The sequence below is a fragment of the Alteromonas abrolhosensis genome (genome assembly GCF_001953635.1).
GTDB classification, from domain to species: domain Bacteria; phylum Pseudomonadota; class Gammaproteobacteria; order Enterobacterales; family Alteromonadaceae; genus Alteromonas; species Alteromonas abrolhosensis.
The window spans coordinates 170,080-192,849 of record NZ_MEJH01000005.1 but is presented as its reverse complement, the minus strand read 5'-3'; the positions used below and the strand labels follow the sequence as shown (position 1 = coordinate 192,849).

At 39.9% G+C, this 22,770-nt stretch carries 27 protein-coding genes; all 27 read right to left on the bottom strand.

Annotated elements, in window-relative coordinates:
- Positions 1-7 precede the first annotated feature (7 nt).
- The 27 genes from BGK61_RS09815 to pnp all read right to left on the bottom strand — a co-directional run bounded on the left by BGK61_RS09815 (position 8) and on the right by pnp (position 22,737).
- Positions 8-232, bottom strand: a complete 225-nt coding sequence (locus BGK61_RS09815) for a hypothetical protein (protein WP_014949408.1) — start codon at positions 230-232, stop codon at positions 8-10.
- Between the two features lie 14 nt (positions 233-246).
- Positions 247-630 carry an MAPEG family protein gene (locus tag BGK61_RS09810; RefSeq protein ID WP_240498947.1) on the bottom strand — a complete coding sequence of 128 codons (384 nt, stop codon included), beginning with the start codon at positions 628-630 and terminating at the stop codon, positions 247-249.
- A gap of 42 nt (positions 631-672) precedes the next feature.
- Positions 673-1,617 carry a hypothetical protein gene (locus tag BGK61_RS09805; RefSeq protein WP_076010881.1) on the bottom strand — a complete coding sequence of 315 codons (945 nt, stop codon included), beginning with the start codon at positions 1,615-1,617 and terminating at the stop codon, positions 673-675.
- A gap of 55 nt (positions 1,618-1,672) precedes the next feature.
- Positions 1,673-1,954 (bottom strand): hypothetical protein, encoded by a 282-nt coding sequence (locus tag BGK61_RS09800; protein WP_076010882.1) that lies wholly within the window; start codon positions 1,952-1,954, stop codon positions 1,673-1,675.
- Between the two features lie 126 nt (positions 1,955-2,080).
- Positions 2,081-2,398 carry a DUF6419 family natural product biosynthesis protein gene (locus BGK61_RS19670; RefSeq protein ID WP_199820704.1) on the bottom strand — a complete coding sequence of 106 codons (318 nt, stop codon included), beginning with the start codon at positions 2,396-2,398 and terminating at the stop codon, positions 2,081-2,083.
- A gap of 176 nt (positions 2,399-2,574) precedes the next feature.
- Entirely contained in the window at positions 2,575-3,606 is a 1,032-nt protein-coding gene (locus tag BGK61_RS09790; RefSeq protein WP_076010884.1) for a serine hydrolase domain-containing protein, read from the bottom strand.
- A 98-nt stretch (positions 3,607-3,704) separates the two neighbouring features.
- Positions 3,705-4,163 (bottom strand): hypothetical protein, encoded by a 459-nt coding sequence (locus BGK61_RS09785; protein WP_075176545.1) that lies wholly within the window; start codon positions 4,161-4,163, stop codon positions 3,705-3,707.
- Positions 4,164-4,423: 260 nt separating this feature from the next.
- Entirely contained in the window at positions 4,424-4,891 is a 468-nt protein-coding gene (locus BGK61_RS09780) for a nuclear transport factor 2-like protein (RefSeq protein ID WP_076010885.1), read from the bottom strand.
- Positions 4,892-4,932: 41 nt separating this feature from the next.
- Positions 4,933-5,427: a P-loop NTPase family protein gene (locus BGK61_RS09775; RefSeq protein WP_076010886.1), complete on the bottom strand. Its 495-nt coding sequence runs from the start codon at positions 5,425-5,427 to the stop codon at positions 4,933-4,935.
- A 34-nt stretch (positions 5,428-5,461) separates the two neighbouring features.
- The gene (locus BGK61_RS09770; RefSeq protein WP_014998279.1) at positions 5,462-5,932 is read right to left on the bottom strand and encodes an SPFH domain-containing protein; all 471 of its coding nucleotides are present in this window, start codon (positions 5,930-5,932) and stop codon (positions 5,462-5,464) included.
- Between the two features lie 267 nt (positions 5,933-6,199).
- Complete coding sequence (locus tag BGK61_RS09765; protein ID WP_199820705.1) at positions 6,200-6,928, bottom strand: trypsin-like serine protease; 729 nt, start codon at positions 6,926-6,928, stop codon at positions 6,200-6,202.
- A gap of 104 nt (positions 6,929-7,032) precedes the next feature.
- On the bottom strand, positions 7,033-7,785 hold the full coding sequence (locus BGK61_RS09760; RefSeq protein ID WP_076010887.1) for a hypothetical protein: 753 nt from the start codon (positions 7,783-7,785) through the stop codon (positions 7,033-7,035).
- A 147-nt stretch (positions 7,786-7,932) separates the two neighbouring features.
- Positions 7,933-8,481, bottom strand: coding sequence for a DUF6624 domain-containing protein (locus BGK61_RS09755; protein WP_076010888.1), 549 nt, complete (start codon positions 8,479-8,481; stop codon positions 7,933-7,935).
- 127 nt (positions 8,482-8,608) lie between these two features.
- A complete protein-coding gene (locus BGK61_RS09750; RefSeq protein ID WP_157888794.1) occupies positions 8,609-8,779 on the bottom strand; it encodes a hypothetical protein in 171 nt (56 codons plus the stop codon).
- A gap of 483 nt (positions 8,780-9,262) precedes the next feature.
- Complete coding sequence (locus BGK61_RS09745; protein WP_157888793.1) at positions 9,263-9,889, bottom strand: hypothetical protein; 627 nt, start codon at positions 9,887-9,889, stop codon at positions 9,263-9,265.
- Positions 9,890-10,111: 222 nt separating this feature from the next.
- Positions 10,112-10,900 carry a YwqG family protein gene (locus BGK61_RS09740; protein ID WP_076010891.1) on the bottom strand — a complete coding sequence of 263 codons (789 nt, stop codon included), beginning with the start codon at positions 10,898-10,900 and terminating at the stop codon, positions 10,112-10,114.
- Positions 10,901-11,028: 128 nt separating this feature from the next.
- Positions 11,029-11,517 (bottom strand): hypothetical protein, encoded by a 489-nt coding sequence (locus tag BGK61_RS09735; protein ID WP_076010892.1) that lies wholly within the window; start codon positions 11,515-11,517, stop codon positions 11,029-11,031.
- Between the two features lie 145 nt (positions 11,518-11,662).
- Entirely contained in the window at positions 11,663-12,037 is a 375-nt protein-coding gene (locus BGK61_RS09730; RefSeq protein ID WP_076010893.1) for a DUF7668 domain-containing protein, read from the bottom strand.
- 33 nt (positions 12,038-12,070) lie between these two features.
- Positions 12,071-13,552 carry an amidohydrolase family protein gene (locus tag BGK61_RS09725; RefSeq protein WP_076010894.1) on the bottom strand — a complete coding sequence of 494 codons (1,482 nt, stop codon included), beginning with the start codon at positions 13,550-13,552 and terminating at the stop codon, positions 12,071-12,073.
- Positions 13,553-13,867: 315 nt separating this feature from the next.
- Positions 13,868-14,707, bottom strand: coding sequence for an aspartyl protease family protein (locus BGK61_RS09715; protein WP_076010895.1), 840 nt, complete (start codon positions 14,705-14,707; stop codon positions 13,868-13,870).
- A 92-nt stretch (positions 14,708-14,799) separates the two neighbouring features.
- Entirely contained in the window at positions 14,800-15,291 is a 492-nt protein-coding gene (locus tag BGK61_RS19665; RefSeq protein WP_076010896.1) for a hypothetical protein, read from the bottom strand.
- A 52-nt stretch (positions 15,292-15,343) separates the two neighbouring features.
- Entirely contained in the window at positions 15,344-15,925 is a 582-nt protein-coding gene (locus tag BGK61_RS09705) for a hypothetical protein (RefSeq protein ID WP_076010897.1), read from the bottom strand.
- A 105-nt stretch (positions 15,926-16,030) separates the two neighbouring features.
- Positions 16,031-17,320, bottom strand: a complete 1,290-nt coding sequence (locus tag BGK61_RS09700) for a hypothetical protein (RefSeq protein ID WP_076010898.1) — start codon at positions 17,318-17,320, stop codon at positions 16,031-16,033.
- A 115-nt stretch (positions 17,321-17,435) separates the two neighbouring features.
- Positions 17,436-19,034 carry a hypothetical protein gene (locus tag BGK61_RS09695; RefSeq protein WP_076010899.1) on the bottom strand — a complete coding sequence of 533 codons (1,599 nt, stop codon included), beginning with the start codon at positions 19,032-19,034 and terminating at the stop codon, positions 17,436-17,438.
- Between the two features lie 97 nt (positions 19,035-19,131).
- Entirely contained in the window at positions 19,132-19,902 is a 771-nt protein-coding gene (locus tag BGK61_RS09690; protein ID WP_076010900.1) for a HEPN domain-containing protein, read from the bottom strand.
- Between the two features lie 268 nt (positions 19,903-20,170).
- A complete protein-coding gene (locus BGK61_RS09685) occupies positions 20,171-20,464 on the bottom strand; it encodes a DUF1244 domain-containing protein (protein WP_076010901.1) in 294 nt (97 codons plus the stop codon).
- A gap of 161 nt (positions 20,465-20,625) precedes the next feature.
- Positions 20,626-22,737 carry a polyribonucleotide nucleotidyltransferase gene (gene pnp, locus BGK61_RS09680; RefSeq protein ID WP_076010902.1) on the bottom strand — a complete coding sequence of 704 codons (2,112 nt, stop codon included), beginning with the start codon at positions 22,735-22,737 and terminating at the stop codon, positions 20,626-20,628.
- Positions 22,738-22,770: the final 33 nt, after the last annotated feature.

Sequence of the window (22,770 nt, the reverse complement as noted above, 5' to 3'; positions counted from 1 at the left end):
TTCAAAACTAAGCAATCATTGCAAGACAGACAAAAACCACCACAAAGCTTATAAAACCAACAGCAACGGTCCTTCCCTCATCACGGCCAGCTCTTGGATACTTTCCGAAGGTTAGCAATTTAAGCACCACATGGCCCGTGCCCTTCAAAACGAATTCTATAATTGCGTCTATGATAATCCACTTTATTACTCTGAGTATAAAGCGGCCCAGCGGTTCAAATACTTCTTCCATAACCTTTGTGCTCTTTAACCTAAAACTTGTTGTATAAAAAGCAACAACCACATTGCAAGAACGGCAACGAAGTTGATAGTAAACACCAAACCACGCAATCTAATATTGTCAGTAAATATTTGTACAAGACTATGCAGCACCCTGCCAATAACAAATATCCACGCAAAGAAGACTTGTGAATTGCTAATTGGCTCACCTAACGCAATTAGCAAGGCGCAAACAACGTGAAAAAATAACGGCCACTCAAATTGATTACTCAAATTCGCACTTATTTTAGGCTGTATATCGCCAAACGGATTTGAGCCATCTTTGTTTTTCCCTAATCCCCATACCGCAGGCGCGCGAACGATGGTGAGAAGTACATAGAGCAAGGCACATAAAAGAATGTGCATAAACATAGGGGTTAGTAGACTGGACATCTTGGTTTAATTATCTCGTCGTTACAAAATTTCGTTAGCTATCAACGCTTGTTCGTTGGGGTAATCAACTATGAGTCTTAAGTACTGAAGCGCTGAACCTCCTAGTGCGCCATCAATGCGCCTATCCATCATCGAAGACATAAATTGGTGGAAACTACTGTCTGGTCTTCTTGTGAACCAAACTGGGCCAACGGTTTTATTTCCAATTTTTATATACGGAATTCGAATCATGGGTTGATGAGAAAAATCACATGCATCCTCAATCACTAACCATTCTGGGTTAGACTTAACCCATTCATCGAATATTGAAGCGACAATGAAAGAAGTCGCAACTTCACCACCTTTTAACCCTCCTTTTTCCATCGCCTCTGTCGATGGCCATGCCGAAGCACCTGAATCTAATAACATTGGAATTTGTCTGTCATTAACTGAGATATCGATACTTGGAAAAGCCATTGTATAACCTCCATCCAGGCCCTTTTGAAATCCCAAAGGTACCGTCGAAAACTCAGTTGATGTAGGAGTTTCATCTAGCACTTCTACTTTTTTCTCAGGGTAATTAAAACTAATTACTTTTTCAGCATGCCACCGTCCGCCTAGTGTTCCGTCACTTTTCGTGGTCGAGCTAAACTCTTCGGATGGTACTACTTGTAATTTTCCAGCCCACCAATTATTCAATCCCGCCATGGGAATTGACGCTTCTGGATCAAACGGAGGCATATCGGTAACCTCGATAACCCCATTTTCAGATTCTTTTTGACTTATCTCCCAACCATATTTTTCGCTAAGCTCTCGTGAGATCGCATTCCAACCACCACCAGTATCAGTAAAAAATGTCAGGGTAGTCCCGTCCGCGAGCTTAGGTTTTAGGTAAATTAAGTTATTCTTAAATTCGCTGGGTAATTCTTTAGAAAAACAAATAAAAGGGATTGATAAGATCAAAAACGATACTAAATGCTTCTTCATTGGCCTTCCTTTGGCGTTGCTTTTTATTTTTTCTTGGGCAAAAAAGTAAATTCTTCTAGAACAACATAATGTCTTTGAACGCAATATTTAACATCAATAAAACAACCGAAGCGGTTCCTAAGGCCTTTTGCATATTAAGTAATTTGGCATTGGGTTGGCGTTTAGGCATTAAAAACTGTTTTATATTTACTTGCGTTACCAAAAACAGCACCGATGCAAGAAGCATTGAAATGAATAGCAGTGGCTGACTGCTTTGAAGCGTGTAATAAGCGAAAAAAAGAGGAATGACGATAAATAGCGATAATACAATTCTGGCGGGGAGTTCATACTTGACCATAAATAACATCCTTGCTTTTGTAGGCGGCGAGTTTTTAAACTCTAGCGGTTGAAACAAAACGGGGCAACGTTTTTTCAATCCCTTTAATTATCCACTCTAACATCTGAATATTTGAATACTCAAACGTCAATCAACGCAACTATCATATCTTTGAACACCTTTCGGCAGACCAAGTGCTACGCCGGTGAAAGAGAAAATAAAGATTATCGATATTACAGTTAATGCGGCAAAACTAGACTCGTTTATGTTAGGGCTGACAACTACCGAAAAGGTGTTGATACAAAGCAAAAGCAAGCTTATTTTTGAATACCCTTTAAAGCCTAAAACTCCAGCGAGGATAAGCATTAAAAACGAGCCCGCAATTGCCGGAGTAAATGGCGCAGCGGCCAGTAGCAAACACAAAACCGATATAAGCACAGATAACATTAAGAAGAGTTTTTTCACGTTTTGCCCCTTTTTTGCCGAGCAGCTGAAGAGATAAAATAACCACTAAAAGCATAGAGTAAAAACGGCGAATTAATAAACTAACTACATAATAAAAACCGTTCTGTTGCCACCCATTATTTTCTAACTTGTAATGATTGGCCTACACTTAAAAAGCGTTGAACCAAGCCTACCACCTACTCGTTTTCTGCTTTTCTTAGTATTTTAAAGATTCGGCTTATTGTGATTTCAGACAAGTTCCACTCATAACCGTCAAAGTCAGTGGTATTGATAAATTGAACAACCACGGTATCGAGATCTCTGTTATATTCTGCAAGGCTTTGATAGCCGATAACCAAGCCTCCATGCTCGAAAACATAAGGGTAAAGTTCCGCTTCGCCTTCATTGAAAATAGAGCCGTTGTTTAGCGCTCGTAAGAACTTACCCACGTCTTCTGCTGTGGCTAGCATACCGTAGTCACGCGCCTTAACATCTTCCTTGTAACCAACGTAATAGCCGCTCATTACGTCGTCCAGATTGACTTCACTCAATGAAAAATAGGTGTTGTTCAATTGAAGTGGAAGTAAGATGTTTTGCTTAATGTACGCGTGATGACTGTCCCCCAAAACCTTATCCATAATATTGCGAAGCAGCAGATAGTTCGTGTTGGAATACTCATATCCATCACCGGGCTCAAAACTCGCAGGAAGATCTAGCGCGAAGTCGAGCGCTCGCTTGCCGTTTTCCGGTTCGTTTTCCCAGTAGGCAGCATTATCAGTAAAGTTAGGGATTCCTGACTTATGCTGCACCATCATTTTAAGCGTTATTTTTTCTGAATGCTCAATTCTGTCTTTGAGTTCGGGTAAATGATCAACGATTAAATCGTCTAGGGATAGTCGCTGTTCTCGCGCCATTTTGGTGATAGCCACAGCAGTGTACAACTTACTGATACTGGCAATTTTAAATAAAGAGTCGTGGGCAGCGGGTATTTTGTTATCTCTGTCTTTCCAGCCTGCTGTGTAGAAAGCTGGAGGCTTTCCCGCCTCATCCACGTAGACAATTATGCCGTCAAAGCCGTGGCTAATAGCCTCATCAACTTGTTCTTGCACTGTGTGTGGCAAAGGTAGGATCCAGGCTTTAACCAATATCCACGGAACGAAAAACAAAGAAACAATGGTACTGATTAGCAGAAGAAGCCTGATGATTGTTGTTCTTCGGTTCTTCGTCATTTTACCCTGCCCTTAAAGCTCGGCCTAATATTCTGTAGAAATATGCTTGTCGGTGTCTTCATTTTGGCGCCGACGCACGATTAGCTTTTACATCTTCGCTAGTCAAACAGCGCGAGGGAGTCTAGTTTAAAATGATAAACTGAAAAGGAATCCCCCTCTTCTTTTAGAGTGATAGTTAGTACTGCATCGCCATTCTCGTATACGGCTGGAACAGTATAGGTAACAAACGTTCCTGAGCCACCAGATGTTAGTGCTCTGGAAGTAACTGTATTGAATTGATATTCGCCAATTTCAACTAACGCCCCCATCTTTGATAGCGCCTTTATAAGCCTTTTAAGATCATCTTCATTGATATTTTCTATTTCAGACGGAGTGAGGTAATTCTTAAAGGTATCTAGCTCCCAAGAGGAAATGTCAGCAATTGCAGTATTCATGTAAGGAATTGCCGTTTTCTCGTATTCAGAAGATTTATAGCCCGACCAAACAGCAATAAGTACAAATAGACAGATAAGGATTAGAAGCGCAATTCCAAATCCTTTTAAAAGCTTCTTAAACATACTGTTCCTTTAAAATGTAATAACTTACTTTCTAGCTAGAAAGCTTCCTGTTCTATCGCTGAGCTCTCAGGTAATCGTTTCGAGAGGCAATGGGAATGTTAGTTATAGGTATTAGACACCACAAACCATACTAGCAGCACTTGAATAAGAATTATACAAGTTAAATCAAACCGATAAGAAGCGTCAATGCCTGAAGCATCACTGCGAAAATAATCAACGACCGAAGATTCCTCCCAATTCAACTTACCTGAATCTGAAGCTCACTCATGGTACTTTCGAATTACAGCAATCTTACCGTTCTCTATTTCTAGTACTTCCATCATTACTTGACTGTATTCAATAGGTTGATTGTTTTGCGGGTGCACGCCCTTGGCATAATTCTTATACCTGATAGCAATAGCAGAATGATTAAATGTAAAAACATCTAACAGCTCAGCACTATATACTGTATGTGCGCCTAAATAGAACGTCATGCCCTCTCTCATTTGCTCCTTACCGTCAGGTAATCGCGTATCGTCTATCACCCATGGTAAATGTGAATGACCAACATCATCAGCGAGCAAATTCAGGTGATTTTCAAGCTCAACTTGAGTAGCGCCAGGGGCCTGAGTTGCAACCATTGTGTCGAAGTACTGTTGCGCAAGCTGCTTAAGATCTATTTTAATGTCTTCAGCCGACACCGTACCTGATGCTAGAAATAATAATGCTAAAAGTAGATTTATCTTCATTGAAACTCTGTTTCACTTATTTCATATATTAACGAATTTGCCTAATTTGGCTCGGTTGGGACATTTTGAGTAATCATCGTCTTATGACCATGGTAACTATCATAAAACTGCTTATGTGCCGCATAAGAAAATGTATCGTTTCTTTCTGAATATTGCCCAATCCAATCAATAAGCATTGCTAAGTTTTCATCTTGGGCTTGCTTAGTCTCGTATTTATGGGGCTCCCAAGGTCTCGCCTTTGCGTTTGAAATGCAGGATTCAATGGGTAAGTTCATAAATATAATTTCAGTAGACTGCTGTTCTACAATTTTTAGTAAGTCTGTATAACAGCCTTCAATTACCCATTTGTCATTAGAAGAAATAAAAGCCTTTATCTCTTCTTCAGACTCCTTGATAGGCTTTCTTTCAGGTGGGCTAGTAAGTTTCCACGCTAATGTATCTAGATCTAAATGAGCTAAACCTTGCGTTTTGCATAAGTGCTGTGCCAGAGTAGATTTTCCAGAACCAGAGTTACCAAATATTAAAATTTTTGCCATAGCTTTTTACCTAATGTAACCCAGTAGTGGGATATTACTTCCCTGCCTTACCTGCTTCGAGTATAGGAAGGCCAGCCTCAGTTGGAATATAAATGCGTTCACCATTTCCATCTTGAAGACCTTTGATCCAGACGTAGCGAAGGTACTCTTCATTGCCTTTAAGCGATTCGCCAATAATCCTATTAGCTTCAGCAGCGGCTTTTGCACGCTCAATATCAGCAAGTCCTTCGGCTTTAGCTTGCACAATTTTAGCTTCGCCTTCTGCTTGCGCTAGTGTGACTCTGGCTTTCGCCTGCATTAACGCTGCTTGCTCTCTAGCCTTGGCTTCTTCAATAAGTATTTGCTTGCTCCACTCTGCTTCTTTCAGTGCAGCAATACCATCCATTTCTTTCTTATAGACTTTATATTTTGGCCAACCCCAAAATAATGCAGCAATAATTAAAACAATCGATACCACCAAAAATACTAGACTTCCAAAAGCTATAGCGTGTCTATTCGGGTGCATTTTCTCTCCTAATTTTTATTGATACTTATTTTTTAATGCGAGGCACGTGAAAGTGAGCTCTTTATTTCGAGACTATAACTCTAGGTCTTTGAGCCGCCATTTCTCTTCATATATGCAAGACTATATGCTTATCTCTGCTTTGTTATTTATACAACTTTTCAATGAAGTACGGTAAACCTGACGATTACAAATATGCCTGTCTTGATTAGTCTTTACAAAGTAAATGAATTCATGCCCTAAGAGCACCCAATTGAAATAACTTACTTTTTAGTTACCAATAATATTCAGAATCCAATGGTAGTAATTTGATAATCTAGTCTGATAAGCAGTAGTACCATACAGCCCTCCTTTAAATTCAGAAATATCTCCAGTCGCAAATTGCCAACTCGATAACCCCACTAGATATGGCTCACCATCTTGATAAATAATAGAAGCGCCTCCGCTATCTCCTGAGCCATGCATTCCTTCTAGGGGAAGCGCATTTTTAGGAGAATCAAATTTGAACGTTAGCCATTTACCATTTGCACTTTCTACGACATTTTGAAATTTGTTTGCCTGATTGAGCGATTTAGTTTCTACGTTCTCACCTGTTAACCCATTTCCAGTTGCGCCTTTACCAAAAACTGTTATGACACGCCCTTTCTCGGCAGCTTCTGAATAGACTGAAATGGGTTTAATGTCTGAAACTGGACTGGATAGTTTTATTAACGCAATATCGCTGCTGGATTTCAAAACTTGCATTAGCGGAGCTAAATCACCGCTTAATTCATTGCCCCTTGGCTTTATGTAACCTGGATGGATATAAACCTTTTCTATTTCATAGTATTTAGAACCAACTTTTAAGTTGGAATTCGTATAATCGTAAAAGATACTATGTGCGACAGTAACAACCCACTGCTCTGCGATGAGAACCCCGTGGCCCTCACCTGGCATATCTACAACATATTCTGGCATTTTTTCAACACGATATTTTTCTGCAGAAACATCGTGTCTCATAACTACTGCATTACTTTCAAAACAACAGAGCGCCAAAAACACCCATATTAGTCTGCGTTGGTGCAATAGGAATAAATTCAAAATTTGTTTTTCGTTAGTCAATGCTAAATATTACCGATCATTTTTACTGACCAGTCTCCCCACGCCTGCCATTTGAATGCTGTGTGCATGGTAAGCACTAATAAACAAAATAAAACAACCGAAAATATCGTACTGGCGTACAAACGGCCTTGTACTTTCCAGTCATAAAACATAAGAACTAGGTAGACTAAGAACATGCAAATAAACATGGAGTAGTCCGGTAACGAAAGTAAGTGTACAGCACGATTCAATCCCTCTGGCATCATCTGGATTGCTGCTGCAATCATAAATCGTTTGTGGTGCGCTGGGTTTCTTATATTTAGAACGCCGAGAGCGTAAAGCACTAGGAAAATTAGCCATTGTAAAAATGCACCGCCTAGAAAGCTGCCCGCCCTAACTCTGGCTTGCGCATCTTCTGGATTGAATATACCAAAGCCTGCCATGCGATGATAAAACTCAAAAACCATTAATGAACCAGTTAAGAGGATTCCGAACACAAGAATAACGCTTAGTTTGCCGAGAGCTCTATGAGATGCAAGGTTACCTTTGCCTGCGAGTTTTATCTGAGTAAGAAGTAATATGTACCAGGTTGCACTGAAAGCACCGTGCAATCCAGTCCATAAAGTAATTCTACCCAAATTGCTGGGGTTAGATATCCAATTTAAAGCAAACCCACCATACACCAGAAAAGTAATAAATAGTGCGAACGAAGCAAAGAATTTATTATCCGCTGACTGACTTTCTACTGAGTTATTATTAGATATGACTGACTCCATGTCTTAAAGCTGCCTTTTTTTAATTATTTTAGTCTACGCGCTTTAGGTACATCGCTTAGCACAAAATGAGCGCATCTATCGTATCGTGTAATAAAGTAACCACATGGCGCGCTCGTATTCAAGCATCCTGAAAGAGCGCTAACATTTTCAGTGCTTGCTTGCTCCACACATTCTTTCTGAGGCCATATCCCAATATTCTTGTGCCGTTGACATTCCCATTTCGTCCCTTCGCGTATTTATTTTCTCTATGTCTTTAATTGGAAAAGGTTCAAAGGTGCTTCCCTTACATTTGCCTTGTGTTCCATAGAGTTGAGGCGTGTGGATTCTGTCATAAAGGTATACGTAGTTACCTGGGTCAATCTCTTTAGTTAAGGCCAAAGGAAGCATCATCGACAGCATATTTTTTTGGAACTGAATGTCGTGGTCTGCGTGTTGCACAATAATCCACGCCGCTTGAGAAGCCTCTTTACCTACCATTTCTATAGTTGGCCAGCCAAATTTCTCAACTATCTCTTGTACTCTTTGAGATTGCTTTGCGTTAAGTTCTTCAAAGCTTAACTGAGTTTTACCATGCAATGTGTCTTGATCGAGCTTCATCATTTCAAGTAACTCAGCGCGTAAATCGGAAAACGCTTCGTTGGCGTATGAGGGATTACTTAAAATTGTTATACAAGCTATAAAATATAAATACTTCATTTGTCTCTTCCATGAGGTTTAAACACCCATTAAGGGTAAATAGTGCGTTTAGTAAAATTAGGTGCAAAGTGGCTCCGCGTTAGTGTGCCAGTAAACGCAAGGAACATGTTAAGCACCTTGTTGACTATCATTGTTTGGCAAACTTAAGCTTTACTGATTTGTATATGCCTTGTGTCATATCCCATGTTCCTATAAGAGCCAAAAATATGCCGACAAAGAAAGACAAGCCGTCTGAGCGTCTGCCTTCAAACCACTGCTCCACACTTTCAAAATTAGAAAGCATCCAATAAGAAAACATAACCCCTCCCCCAATACAAAGAAGGTCTAAAGAAAACCTTCCAAGTGAGTAAGACTTTTTGTTAACTTCCAATGTTATCTCCATTTACTGCAATAAATAACTTTTAAACAAGGTTCGTAACAAGTGGGACAAAATCTGAGCGAATTAACTGAGTCCAGCTGTTAATGCCCCAAAGAGCATACGGGCAACTTATGTGACTGTTATATGCCAAGTTTTTCTTTCGCCATTTCTCGAAAATAACTGTAATTCCTAGCATACACCCATATTGATACTAGATGCTGCCCGGATTCCTCTTTCAAACAAAAAATTTGGCAGTCTAAATATTCTTTTGAGTGCTTCAAAGATTCCTACTTGTAAGAAAAGCTATCAGCGTTTCTGATCAATGTAATACCAGCTTCATCAAAGTGAAACTTATGATTAATTGTGCTGATAAAGCGAGCCAATAAGTAAATGTTTCGCTCACTAAGTTTTTTATAGTTCCCGCTACGTATACACCCACCCATCTGGGAGTTGGTGATGAGGTGCGGTTGAATATTTATTGGCAAGGTATTCTTTTAATTTGCGTTGCCTCCAAACTGTACCCCCTGACTCAAATTCTTCTGAATCTTCTGTGTAGTCAACGATTAGACGTTCAGGAACATGAAATATCGCATCGTATGCGTTAACCATTTCAAAGGACTGGATGTCTGGATCAAAAGCAGAAGTTTCCTTAACTATTTTACCATCTAGCCAGACAGAAACTTTTAGTTCTCCAACAGGCCACTGAACAGTTGGAGCAGGTTCGCTTAGCTCTTGCTTTAAATTACCTTTTCCAAGTTTTATCCAATAACCATCTCTGAGAGCGCGTCCTAGAGAGGGGCGGCTAATTCCGAATCTCGACATAATTGGATAGCGAAGAATTTCCTTAATTTCAAGAATATTGTTAGAGCGAACTCTGAAGAAGCCTAAGGACTGGTTTGCAGCAACTTGACAATAAAAGATAAAATCATCAACTGCTACAGCATATAGAGTACCTGGCACAAAACTGGCCTTCGCTTTCGGGTCTTTGGGGAATTTCAAACCACTCTCCGAAGTAAAATGGAAAATATAGAGAGAAATTAAGACAGACACAAAAATAAAACCTTTGTAAACAAAGGTGCCTGTCTTGAATAGTCTATGACAATGCTAAATCAACTAAACGCTAATCGCGGCGACACTTTAATCGAGAACTTTTTATTAGCCATAATTCACCTCTTATCTAACTACAGGAGATGACAACTAGGTTTGGGTAAGTCCAGCACTTAGCGCCGCGTTCACCGGTTTGTCCGGTGCAACACTTTGTTCCCCTTAAGTTTAACTACACTGCAGCACCATCCAAACATTTGAGAAATCATGCTTTCTAGCCTCACTTTCTTTAACCCAGAAATAAAGCATACCCATATCACCCCACATAGCTCCTATATCATCGTCAGAGTCAAATTGTAGAATCATTCGCCAATCGTTTTCTTCCTTTCGGAGCTGCTTGGCTTCGTCAGAGCTGTAACCCTCTGGACCACCGCAATTTACTCCACCACTTACAAGCTGACACTCTTCTTCCATGTCGTCATTCTGTATTGGTGTCGGGAAACCACCAACTTGGTGGCGAGGCTCATCTCCATACTGCTCGTCGATAAAGCCGTAGTAATCTTCATCCTCATCTCTAGATAAGCCAATTTTATCAAAGCTAACTCGTTGAGCATCTGGATAGCTGATGAAGTTCTGCGTTTTCACATACTTAATAGAAGAGGCTATATGGTCTTCACTGAGATCTCTGGGCAGTTCAAGAGAATAAAGCTCATTAGAACCATTTTCATAGATTACTGCCCAGCCCCCCTTGTCATTTGGATCAAATCCCCATGGCCACTCTTCAAGGTCATAAAAGAATAACAATCGGCCGGTATCAGGTAGCCATTCTATACACCTACTTGGGTTAACTTCCTCCAGATCTAGTTGAGCAATGAAACCAAGCGGTTTATTGTTTTTACGGGGCCAGTCAACAGGTGAGCGTACTAAGGGCTTCCCACCAAGAAAGCTAGTTGCTTGAGTTTCTGCGGGGATAATTCTCAGGCATTCTTGCCCAAGGCTTAGTATTTTGTCATTCATTGGTGCTCAATTCCTTTGATAAGTAGGCAAACTTTTCACCAACGGGCGCAGTGGCACGCAATGCATAATGGCGAAGCCGCCCTGCGTGTATGCGTCCCAGTCCGCCTGCGGGTGAAATAATTTTATTGTTAGGTTTCATTGTAATTCAACGAAGAAAGAACTGATTTCAATTGCGGAATTGCAGATTGAACAGAGCCTATTCCTTCTAGTGAAACCATTAACACGCCTTTATTAGTACCGAGACACGCAGCAACTAAGTGTCCTTCTTCATTTGGCCCTGAATAAGCAACTAATTCCCAGGGAACACTTGTTTGACCATCTAAAGGGGCAAGTTGAGAATATAATTCCAATTTAGGGAGTTGTTCATTGAGATTTGATAAGTAGCTTTTCATTTCAGCTAATATCTCAGTTCCCTTTTCTACGGATGGCACAATGTAGACTGAAAGAATGATTACCTGTTCTGATTCTTCATTTGCTGCAGCAGTTGTAATTTTGTTTGTATTTACAACAGACCAGCCATTTCCGAGGGTTAAAGAAAACCCATTGGATTGGATTTCTTTAGACGCAGAGCTAAACGCTGTAATTAATAAAATCAGACCGAAAAACATTACTTTCATTTAATTAGTTCCTTTGAAACCTAACTTCCTGCTTAGGGGCAATAACACGTGGGCTAAAATCCTGAGCGAAACGAAGGGAGCCTACGTGTTTGTATCCCAACGAGCCTGCGCGCGGCTTAATGTGTTATGTGACTGCCTAATAAAACTACGGAACATGTACCATGCCAAACTCATATTTGTAGCCTGAGTTTATGGGATAAACTCGACCTTTCAGAACGAGATCACTAACATCTTCTTCTACAGTACATAAATCGATGATTAAATCCCAATAATTACCTTGCCATTGATAGCATGAACGTTCCCAACATTCCGTAGATAACGCCTTTAGACAACAGCCATATTCAAGAACATTTTCTCGATTAAACTTGGCCATATCACTAGATTGAAGAGCGATGTATTCAGAGACATTGTGGAGTTCGAAATTATCTTTGGTTAATTGAATAACCACTTCGCAAATGGAGTCTTTCCATACGTCCGGTATCGAATGTTCCTTTTCCAAATCTTTTAAAGGCAAATACATTCTTCGTCATCCTTGAGTCACATAACGCCGCATTCAGCGGCTTGTCCGCTGCAATGATTTGTTAGCCATAGCATCTGCAGCAAAATCTGAACGATTAAAAACTTCTCCATGTAAGATAATATGGTGGATATTGCTCCAAGCGTCCACGGTAGTTAAAGGGTTTTGTTTTAGCAAAAGTAAATTTGCAACCTTACCAACTTCAACCGTTCCGTAATCTTCATCAATATTAAATTGTCGCGCATTATTAATGGTCGCAGCTGCGAGTATTGCAACTAAAGATACGCCAGCGTCTGCCATTGCTTTCATCTCAAGGAAAGTGGTTAAACCTGGTTGGTTGGAAAAACTAGGACTTCCCGGAAAATCAGAACCTAATAACAGCGGATAGTCTGCCTCGGTGAGGATCTTTAAAATTTTGTTACCTTTCCCAACCCGATCTTTTAAAAAGATTCGAGCGATAACCTCGTCAGGTAGTCCGTCAAATCCTGCGCGTAATTCTTCTTTAAACCATTGTGCCGAAGGTTGCTTATACCATTCAATTAATTCTTCGGGCGTTACCTTACTAAATTCAGAAACACCATGTGAGTTATGCAACATGAGTTCACCTAGTCCGGCAATTACCCTTTGGGTTGGCATGTACCCAGTGCCTTTGCTCATTAACTGGTTAAGCACGCCATGCATTGGTTTGGACACTTCAGTTTCACGCGAAAACTCCCCCCAATTCCAGAGCCCGTGCGCAATTACATCCACCTCTGCATCAATAGCTCTTTGATACATATCCAATGCATTGGCATGCGCTACCAGAGGTAGTTTATGTTGTGATGCAGATTTTCGAATACGTTTCAGGGTATCGTCAGACAATAACGGCCACTGACTTTCATCGCCATAGCCATCTTCAAAGTATATTTTTATGCAAGATGCGCCGGATTCAGCAATACGTTTTCCAATTTGTTCAGGAGAGTTCTGTGCTGTCTCAGCAACGTCCTGTTCAACGATATAGGAAAACATGGATTTCGACAGCTCATCATTTTTCTCTACCAAAGGAAACGTTGAGCGTGAGGTAATGACTTCGCAACGATAGTAATCAGGATGTATTTCAGAAGCGGTAAATTTCTTCCATTCAAGCCCTGGGTTTGGGTCGACGACCTGTGTTATACCGTAGTACAAGAAGCTATAGGGTTGCTGTCTATAGTATTCTTCAGCAAGTGCTTCATTCTTTTGCGCCACAGGCTCGACGCCAAATCCCATGCCAGGAATAGATGAAACATGAACATGGCTATCCATTATTCCGGGGGCTAGGTATAAAGCAGTCCCGTCTATTACCTGAACATCAAATGTTTTTTCAATCTTAGATGACGATACTGTCTTTATCCGTCCATCAGAAATAAGAACATGCGCCTTTTGTAATGGCTCCTGAAGGTGCGATGATACGACGGTCACATTTTCAATCAGCACACTTTCTTTTGCGAAAGTAGGATAATGTAGAAACAGAATCGCAGTGAGCATATGTTTAAGCATAACTTTCCTTGTTGTTGTGTTCTGGCTAGACACAATGACTCCCTGTAAAAGTGCTAGCCCCCGCATTTTCGTGGGTTAACTTTTCAGCCATCGGAGCGCCGGCCGGAGTCCATAATTAGTTTGTTCAATACTAAATCAATTTGGAGGCTAGCATGAACAAACATAGCATGATTTTTATATGATTGGATACGCATAAGGAGTTTCACGAAGTTGCTTATTGTGAAGAGCAACGTGGAGCGACGCCCGTTCATTATGGGCGTATTCTCTCTTCTAAGGTCAGTGTAAATTACACATATATGCCTGTCTTGCTTAGTGTTAAGTCTTATGCACATATATAACGCCGTTGGCAGCGTCAATAATACCGTTGATAGAAGCCAACTCTTTATTACCGATGATTCCTATGAACTTTCCATTTTTCGACCCAATAGTCTGTTTTAAAGCACCAAAGTCAGCCACGAGAAAGTCGCCATTAATTCTTACACTTCCGATCTTTATTGTTTTGTTCGGGGTGACTTTCATCGGAGTCTCTGTTCCATCATGGCCAACTAATTTGGCTTTTGTGTGATTTTCCAAATCGAACCCAAAGTCATCGGCTACTACAGACATACCCAAGACGACTCGTTGTGCACCTGAATCGACTAGCATGACTACATCATGTTGCTCAAATCGTGCTTTAACTAAGGTAAATCCCATTTCAGTTTGCAGCAGAGGAATGGCGGTGTATTTTGAATCAGAACCAGAAAAAAATGCTTTAACGTTAATGTCTTTTTCTGGTACTAGAAGCTTACTGTTCCTAATATCAACCATAGCGCGTAGTTCAACAATTGCATCATGGCCTATGATGCCGTCAATCTCAGGCCCTAGATGAAAAGTTGAACTTGAATGAATATTCTTGATTGTTAGCGCATGAGTTCCTATAAACAGTGACTCGATGCTAATTGGAAAGGTTTCAATCTTGCCTTTTTCCTTGTCGCCTGGAGTAATTCCATTTATAGCGCTCTTTGCCTTTCTGATGCCGAAATATTCGAGCTTGTTCAGACCAACAACAGTCCCCGTCGAGCCTGTATCAAGAATAAATCTCCCCTCTTTTCCATTAATTACTGCTTCGAGACTGAAGTGCCCGTCATTTGTAACATGCAAAGGAATCTCATCCATAGCGCTTTGCGCGAAGGAAACGTTGCTAAGTCAAAATCGCATGGTACTTATACCGTATGTCTTCTTTAGTAATTACACTAGTACAAGTTATTTCATAATGAAGATATATAAAGTTCTAATTGGTTGATACCATTTATTTCTTTTAACTCACCTGACGACTCCAAAACAAGCCAGCTGTTCTCAGTTTTTTCAAACTCAACCCCATCTGAACGTAATAGTGCTTCGGCAGTCTCGATTCTTTGTTGAAGCTCGAAAGACGCACTAACTTTACATTGATACTTTTCATGTGCGTTAATTTCTTTTTCTTTGTCAGGAGATATCGCTTGCCAATTCTTGCCGCCACAACTCTCGCACTCATAACCTTCGTTGGCGATCCAGTCTATTATTTCATCTTTGTAAGCGAGGAGAGCTGCTCCGCCAGTAATAATCGCAATACAAATTGCCATAGCGAAGCCCGTTCCTGCGAAAAGAAAACTAGTCCATGCCCAAAAGCCAAACCCAGCTGTTGCACCACCTAAAATTTTCACGAAAAGATCTAAATTGACTTCTTCTGCAAATCCACAGTTACGACACTTTATTCTCATACCGATCTTCCTTAATGTGACAAAACACCTGTTTTAATTAGTTTTTTTAGTATTAAATGTACAACCTGTTATTTTTCAAAATTTCTCGTATTTGTGCTTGGTCTTGAAGAACGGTTTTATATATCCATTTGTAGAAATATTTTCCATTGGTTGCAATGACTTCTTCTGCTTTTTCTTTACCCAAGACGTGCGTTAAAGCATCTAACTCCATTAAGCAAACAGCAAGATGCAGATAGGTTGAAAATTCACTTCTTGCGCCGTCAGGAAAGCCAACCGGAACAGACGTGTATATTTTTCGTAATTCGGCAACCGTATTATCAACCTCTTCCTTTCTCGCACCTTCGAACCAGTGAATTTGTTCGTGTAGAAGTTGAGACAAACCAGCGTTGTCATTATTTGGCATGGTAGCTTTAAGGGTTAAAACCGGATGGCTGAAAGGACTCCTTACTGATTCATCTATAACAATTTTATCAGTGAACCACCATTTCTTAAGATCATGCTGTTCAATGAGTCTAAAAATTTGCTCGCGTTTCAACACTTCTTTCTCAGTGCCATTGGCAAGAGAAACGTCAATTTCGGCAGCAGCAATCTGCGATATAAAAAGAGTAAATAAAGCTACTTTTAAAAGTTTCATTTCGACCTCCTTGTCTTTGCATTTACCTACTTAAAATAGAGGGTAGACTGGCTAAAATTTATGAATTTTTACACAAACATGCCTGTCTTGTTTAGTATTTGTTTGTTAGTCACCCTCTTCATTTTTAATCTTTTTATATTTAGAAATGTCTGCGTCGTCTAACCAACCATCTATCTCGTCGTCAGTGACTGACTTGTTTGCTCTCAACGCCTTAATTACAGCGCCTACTTCAAAGCTATTCTTTATTTGGTCATTGTTTCCGGATGCTTCAATAATGCTCTTTATTTGTTCACCAGTATAATCACGAGCATGCATTGCTACAGTTGGCGCAAAGCTATTAGCTTGATCAAAAGACCTAGATTGTTCATATAGTTCAACTATCCTATTGCCGACTTGAGTAGGTAGATCAAAAAACAATGTTTCACTGATCTCCTTCCTTGTTGCTTTAGAGATCCTTTTTTCTGCTGAACCAACTAAATCGTCAATTGAAAGGATGATGTCAATGTCATCAAAGTTTTCAGTCGGTAGACTTTCGACAAAAGCTTCAATTTTATGCTTAACATCTTGGTCAAAGTAAGGCCAAACGTCATTTACTCTGCTGATTAGTGGGATTACATTTTTTAAATTATCTGCCTCTATATTTCTAACTATACTTGATAGCTTGTCCCTCAGAGTTTCATCAAATTCTTCTTCGTGAATAACTTTTATTGCGTTGAGTGCCGTGGCTGTTCTAGTTATCTCTTTGTAGTCGTAAGATTTGTTGAGTATTTTTTTTACGAGCACAATTGTGAAGTTTCTAATTAGGCTCTTTCTGGCTTTTTTTAATGGGCTGTTGTCAAAAGCAACAATAGCTTTATCAATATCTGTTGGAAAATATTCTGAGTTAACTTCTGAAGTCAATGAGTCAAGCGCATATTTCCCTTGGGCAGGAGGATACTGAAGTAAATGTTCTACTGCAGATCTTATATGCATTCTGGCTAATTCTGCTGATGGGTTAAATATCTCCCCATCAGAAGTCATTGACGGATGTGCACACCTATTTCTGTCTTCTTGTAGACGATTCAAATCTATAAATTCTACAGGAGATATTAATTCCAATTTATCTCGGCAAATAGCTAAAATATCTCTTTCGAATCTCAAAGAGTTCGTTATATCTCCATTTCTCACTGCTTTTTCAAAAGCTTCAACTTGGATTTCGGCTTCCTTGTCACCGGCCAACGATAACTCTTTCAATTTATCGATAATATCAAAGGATACTGCTATCCAAGTCGATACTATCGAAGAGCGAAATGCTCCCGATTTATAACACGCTACAGCTTCTTTTATGTAATTCTTGGCTTTTTCGTCCCTACATTTGAGGACTAGCTCGTCAAGATCTGATAACGGTGATGCCACTTAATCCTCCTTGGTGACTAAAGCCGCTATAAGCGGTGAGTAATCGTTGGCTAAAATGGAGCGAAGCGGAACGAGCCAACTGTTACGAATCCGACTTAATTGCCTTGTTATATTTTCATAACTGACTAGCTGACAGACCAAATGACATTCCTACTAAATGCCCTACATCAAAAAATGGAATTCGAAGTTCCATTTGAGAATAATGTGAACATTTTACAACAACTAAATTTCGATTGTCTTTCGCATTCACATTTTTCAGAAGATCAATATATTCAGGATCATCTCCAATAAACACAACATTTTGAAAAGTAAGGGCTGAAGAATCAAAAGAAGACTTGTCTTGAAAAATATCGTGAGTGACCTCGAAAATAGACTCTATTTTTTTTAATTTTTCCTCGAAGGCAAATGCAACAAACTCAAAAAGGCAATTATTACCTTTAAGCTTTGCGCCATCTAATGATGAAATAGGTATTTTAACTAAGGGAATATCATCAATAGTATTAGAAAAGGCAAAAACTTTATAAGTTTTCTTTTCTTCTAACATTCTACAGTTAAGTAAAGCTTGATAAACTAATTCCTCTAATTTTAAATTACTAAAGTCACCTTCTGGGTGCAGCTCTTTATAAATTGGCGAAAACTTTTCAATTGATTCAGCAAGGAAATTAACATCAATTAAAACGGCAGTGTTGGAGTAATTTACGGTTTTATTTTTTACTTTGTTTTTTTTTGCTTCTTCTAATTTTGTATCTCTAATAACTTCTAGTTCAAGCCAGCTTTTATTGTAAAAACAAACTAGATCTTTGATGCATTTGGTTATGTATAACTGTAATTTATTGAAAAGATCTGTTTGTTTACTAAGTTCTGGTATCAATACTTCTATACTCTTACCATTGTGAATTATCTCCGTACGCAATCCATCTTCATTATCACCGCTAGAATAGTATTTAAACTCTTCCTGCAATCTATGAATATCCGAGCTGTTTTCGGCTATATGAGCCGCAATTTTTGTTCTAACCTTCTGAAACTTAGTAAAACTATTTGGATCGGCGATAAATTCAAACAATCTCATTATTTCGATGAATTTCCCTGTATTATCATTTTCTTCCAGTGCGTTTGAAAACATTCTCAACGCTTGTTTCGCTATGTTCCCAACCTCTCCAATATCAGCATTTAATAGCTTAAAATTAGTGAAAATTTCAGAGTTAATATCTAAACCTACACCCGCCGTTAAAGTATTACTGTAGATCGTAGTATCTATGATACGAGTAAAAGGACTACTTTTCCCATTGTACATTAACAGCAACGTCTCGCCTGATGTAACTTGCCCCAACCTTGCTGGCATGGTTTTAGGAGTAACTAAGGAGCAAAACTCAAATTTTATATAATCGATAATTATGGAGGCTTTAGATATTGCAGTAGTCATAATTTGCAAATCACTTGATATGCTCCCAGGGTAATCAGCATAAGTTTGATCATTGATTACTACTAAAGGGTTTGATTTAAATTTCTCAATGTTTGAATCAAATTTATCTTTATCTTCTTGAAGCATGATAATTGTATTGCTAAACATATCATCAATATCGATCCAGCCTTTTGGAAAGATTCTTATGTTTCCAAGTGACTCTTCATTTTTTAAATCAAGTCTCTCCACAGGGAAAATATAAAAATACTTCGTTTCAAGATCGTTTCCGTACAAATTTTCAATTTTATTCATAAACCCTCGGAGAAAATATAACGCCCGCATTTGCGGGTATTTTGGAGCGAAGCGGAAAAACAGTCCGACAACATGCGTTTGTTAGCTGCTGACAACCTCATGAAAAACGCTCAATAACGAAATAGTTGTTAACTATATGTCGGTCTATTCTTACTGATAATTCCCTTAGAAATTTGGTGTGCTTCATTGCGCTTGGCATATCAAAGGTTTTTCGTTTGCCGTGAGCTATCTTATTCCTTATATCTCGAATTTTATGAAATTCAATAACTTCAGCTTCGGTCATTGGGAAGTGTAGCCCGTCAATTAGCAACTCAGGGATGCCGACACTTTTTAGATTTTTTAAGTTTTCACAAAGCTTCTGTACTCCGTATGCTGACAGAAGTTCAGATGGGAATTTAAAGTTCTTATCCTGTAATAAACGAGTAAATTTCTGATATTTTTCTTTATTTTTATTCTTAAATGAATCTTGTAGTTTGCTTCTATTTTTAACAATAGTTTGATCAGTAGGATTCACGTGCTTTTGACACCTATTCCTTGCATCCTCAATCAACTTTTCTGCCCCGCCATGAAACCCTAGCATTTCTTCTACAGCATCTACGACATAAACCTCAAAGTAGCTAAAGTTACTTAATAAAACATATTTACTAAGATTTTTCTTATACTCAGCTGCGTAAGATTTCAACTGATCAGGATTCTGTTCTCCCTTAAAATGATCAGGTTTGGCGAGCTGAGCCCCTTCGATACCCTTATCAATATTTTTCATTGTCATTTTTAATAAAGGAACAGAGTTTGAAATCAAAACTGTAAAATCTAAGACTGCTTGAGTTTGCTCTCTAAGTCTCAAGAAAGCTTCTGTATTGGGGTACATATTTCTCCTTCGGGTCAGCTAACAGCTTACTCGTCCCCAAACCGTCATGCTAATCCACACAACTTTCGGGAACCTGTCCTTGTACTTAGAACTACAATACCCCACAACCAACAGAAAAATAAAGAAAAACCGAAATACCTTTTATCACTCGTATATCAAAGATACTAACTAGAAGTATAGAAGGTACTTCAGCCCCCACCCCAAAAACAAAAAAGCCAGCATAAGCTGGCTTTCAAAACACAAAGACAAGTTCCGTCCTATCTAAAAACTACTTCCCCTGCCTAGCAGCCAACTTCTCCAACTGCTCGTCAGTGGCAGGAAGCTGGTACTTCTCTTTCCACTCTGAATACGGCATTTTGTATACCACTTCACGTGCGGCTTCGTAGTCGATATCAGCGCCCTGCTCGCTTGCAGCGGCCGAATACCATTTTGCTAAGCAGTTACGGCAGAAATCGGCCAAAATCATCAGGTCGATGTTCTGAACGTCTTTATTTGAATCTAAGTGTTCTATTAAGCGGCGAAATACCGCTGCTTCTACTTCGGTTTGCGTTTGCTTATCCATTTTCAAATACCTCTAAAAAAGCGCTTTTCGTTATAGGTTGAATGTGTGGGTTAATAGGTGAAACCCAACCCGTTAGTGTTTTTAAAACCTAAAACGAAAAAAGGGAGCCAAGCTCCCTTTTTACTCATATACAGCTAACTAGGTTTAAAACCTAATCGGCATTACTCTGCGTCGTCAGACTTAGGCGCAGGCTTTTCTAGAAGCTCTTTAATGCTTAAACGTACACGGTTTTGGCGATCGATTTCCATAACCTTAACGTCAACCATTTGGCCTTCTTCTAGGTAGTCAGTTACTTTGTTCACACGCTCGTGAGCGATTTGAGAAATGTGAACAAGACCTTCTTTACCTGGAAGTACTTCTACGAACGCACCGAAGTCTACAATACGTGTAATCTTACCGTTGTAAGTCTTACCAACTTCAATTTCAGCCGTTACTTGCTCAATCTTGCTAATAGCGATGTCTGCTTTCGCACGCTCTGTCGCGAAGATTTTGATAGTACCGTCGTCTTCAATCTCGATGTTAGTGTCAGACTCTTCAGTAATTTGACGGATCATTGCGCCGCCTTTACCGATAACGTCACGAATCTTGTCTTGGTCAATCTTCATTGTGTAAATGCGTGGAGCAAATTCACTTAGCTCTTCACGGTGACCGCCAATCGCTTCGTCCATTACTTTAAGAATGTGCAAACGTGCTTCTTTTGCTTGTTTAAGCGCAATTTGCATGATTTCTTTAGTGATACCTTCAATCTTAATGTCCATTTGAAGTGCAGTAATACCTTCGGTAGTACCCGCTACTTTAAAGTCCATGTCGCCAAGGTGATCTTCGTCACCAAGGATGTCTGAAAGTACAACAAAGTTGTCGTCACTCTTAACTAGACCCATTGCGATCCCCGCAACAGACGCTTTAATTGGAACACCTGCATCCATAAGCGCTAGTGAAGTACCACATACCGAAGCCATTGAAGACGAACCGTTTGATTCTGTGATTTCAGAAACCACACGTACTACGTACGGGAATTCTTCTTCACTTGGCATTACTGCTTGAATACCACGCTTCGCTAGACGACCGTGACCAATTTCACGACGCTTAGGCGAACCAATCATACCGGTTTCACCAACACAGTATGGAGGGAAGTTGTAGTGAAGCATGAAACGGCTGTCGCGCTTACCTTGAAGCTCGTCAATCATCTGTGCGTCACGCTCTGTACCAAGAGTAGCAGCTACAAGGGCCTGAGTTTCACCACGAGTAAATAGTGCAGAACCGTGAGTACGAGGAAGAATACCTGTCGCTACGTCTAGTGCACGGATCATTGCAGGGTCACGACCATCGATACGCGGCGCGCCAGATAGAATGCGTGAACGTACAACGTCAGACTCAAGTTCGTGAAGAAGGTCTAGTACTTCTTTCTGGTCTTGCGTTTCGTCTTCAGCAATAATGGCTGCAAGCGCTTTTTCAGTTGCCGCAGTTACCGCGTCTTTACGCTCTAACTTGTCAGAAATCTGGTAAGCCGCAGTCATTTCTGCTTCAGCTAGTGCTTTAACTTTGTCTTTAAGCGCAGTATTTTCTGCTTCTGGTGTCCAGTCCCACTTCTCAGTGCCAACTTCAGCTGCAAATTCGTTAACTGCGTTAACTACAGTTTGCATTTGCTCGTGACCGAACATAACCGCACCTAGCATGGTGTCTTCAGAAAGCACGCTTGCTTCTGATTCAACCATAAGTACTGCGCCTTCAGTACCCGCAACAACAAGGTCAAGCTCGCTTTCAGCTTGCTCTTCTGCGCGTGTATTTAGAATGTATTCACCGTTGCTATAACCAACACGAGCCGCACCAATTGGGCCGTTGAAAGGAATACCAGAGATAGCAAGGGCTGCTGAAGTACCAATCATAGAGATGATGTCTGTAGGGATATCTGGGTTAGCAGACATTACAGTAACAACAACTTGTACTTCGTTTTTGAAACCTTCTGGGAATAATGGGCGGATTGGACGGTCGATAAGACGTGCAATCAGTGTTTCACCTTCAGATGGACGACCTTCACGCTTGAAGAAACCACCTGGGATTTTACCCGCAGCGTACGCTTTTTCTTGGTAGTTAACAGTAAGTGGAAAGAAGTCTTGATCTGCTTTAGCTTCTTTTTTACCAACTACTGTTACCAGTACAGACGTATCGTCCATGCTCGCAAGAACCGCAGCTGTTGCCTGACGAGCAATTACACCCGTCTCTAGAGTTACAGTATGCTGTCCATACTGAAATGATTTAGTAATAGGAGTCACTATTTGTCCTTTAATTTCAATCTTTATTTTATC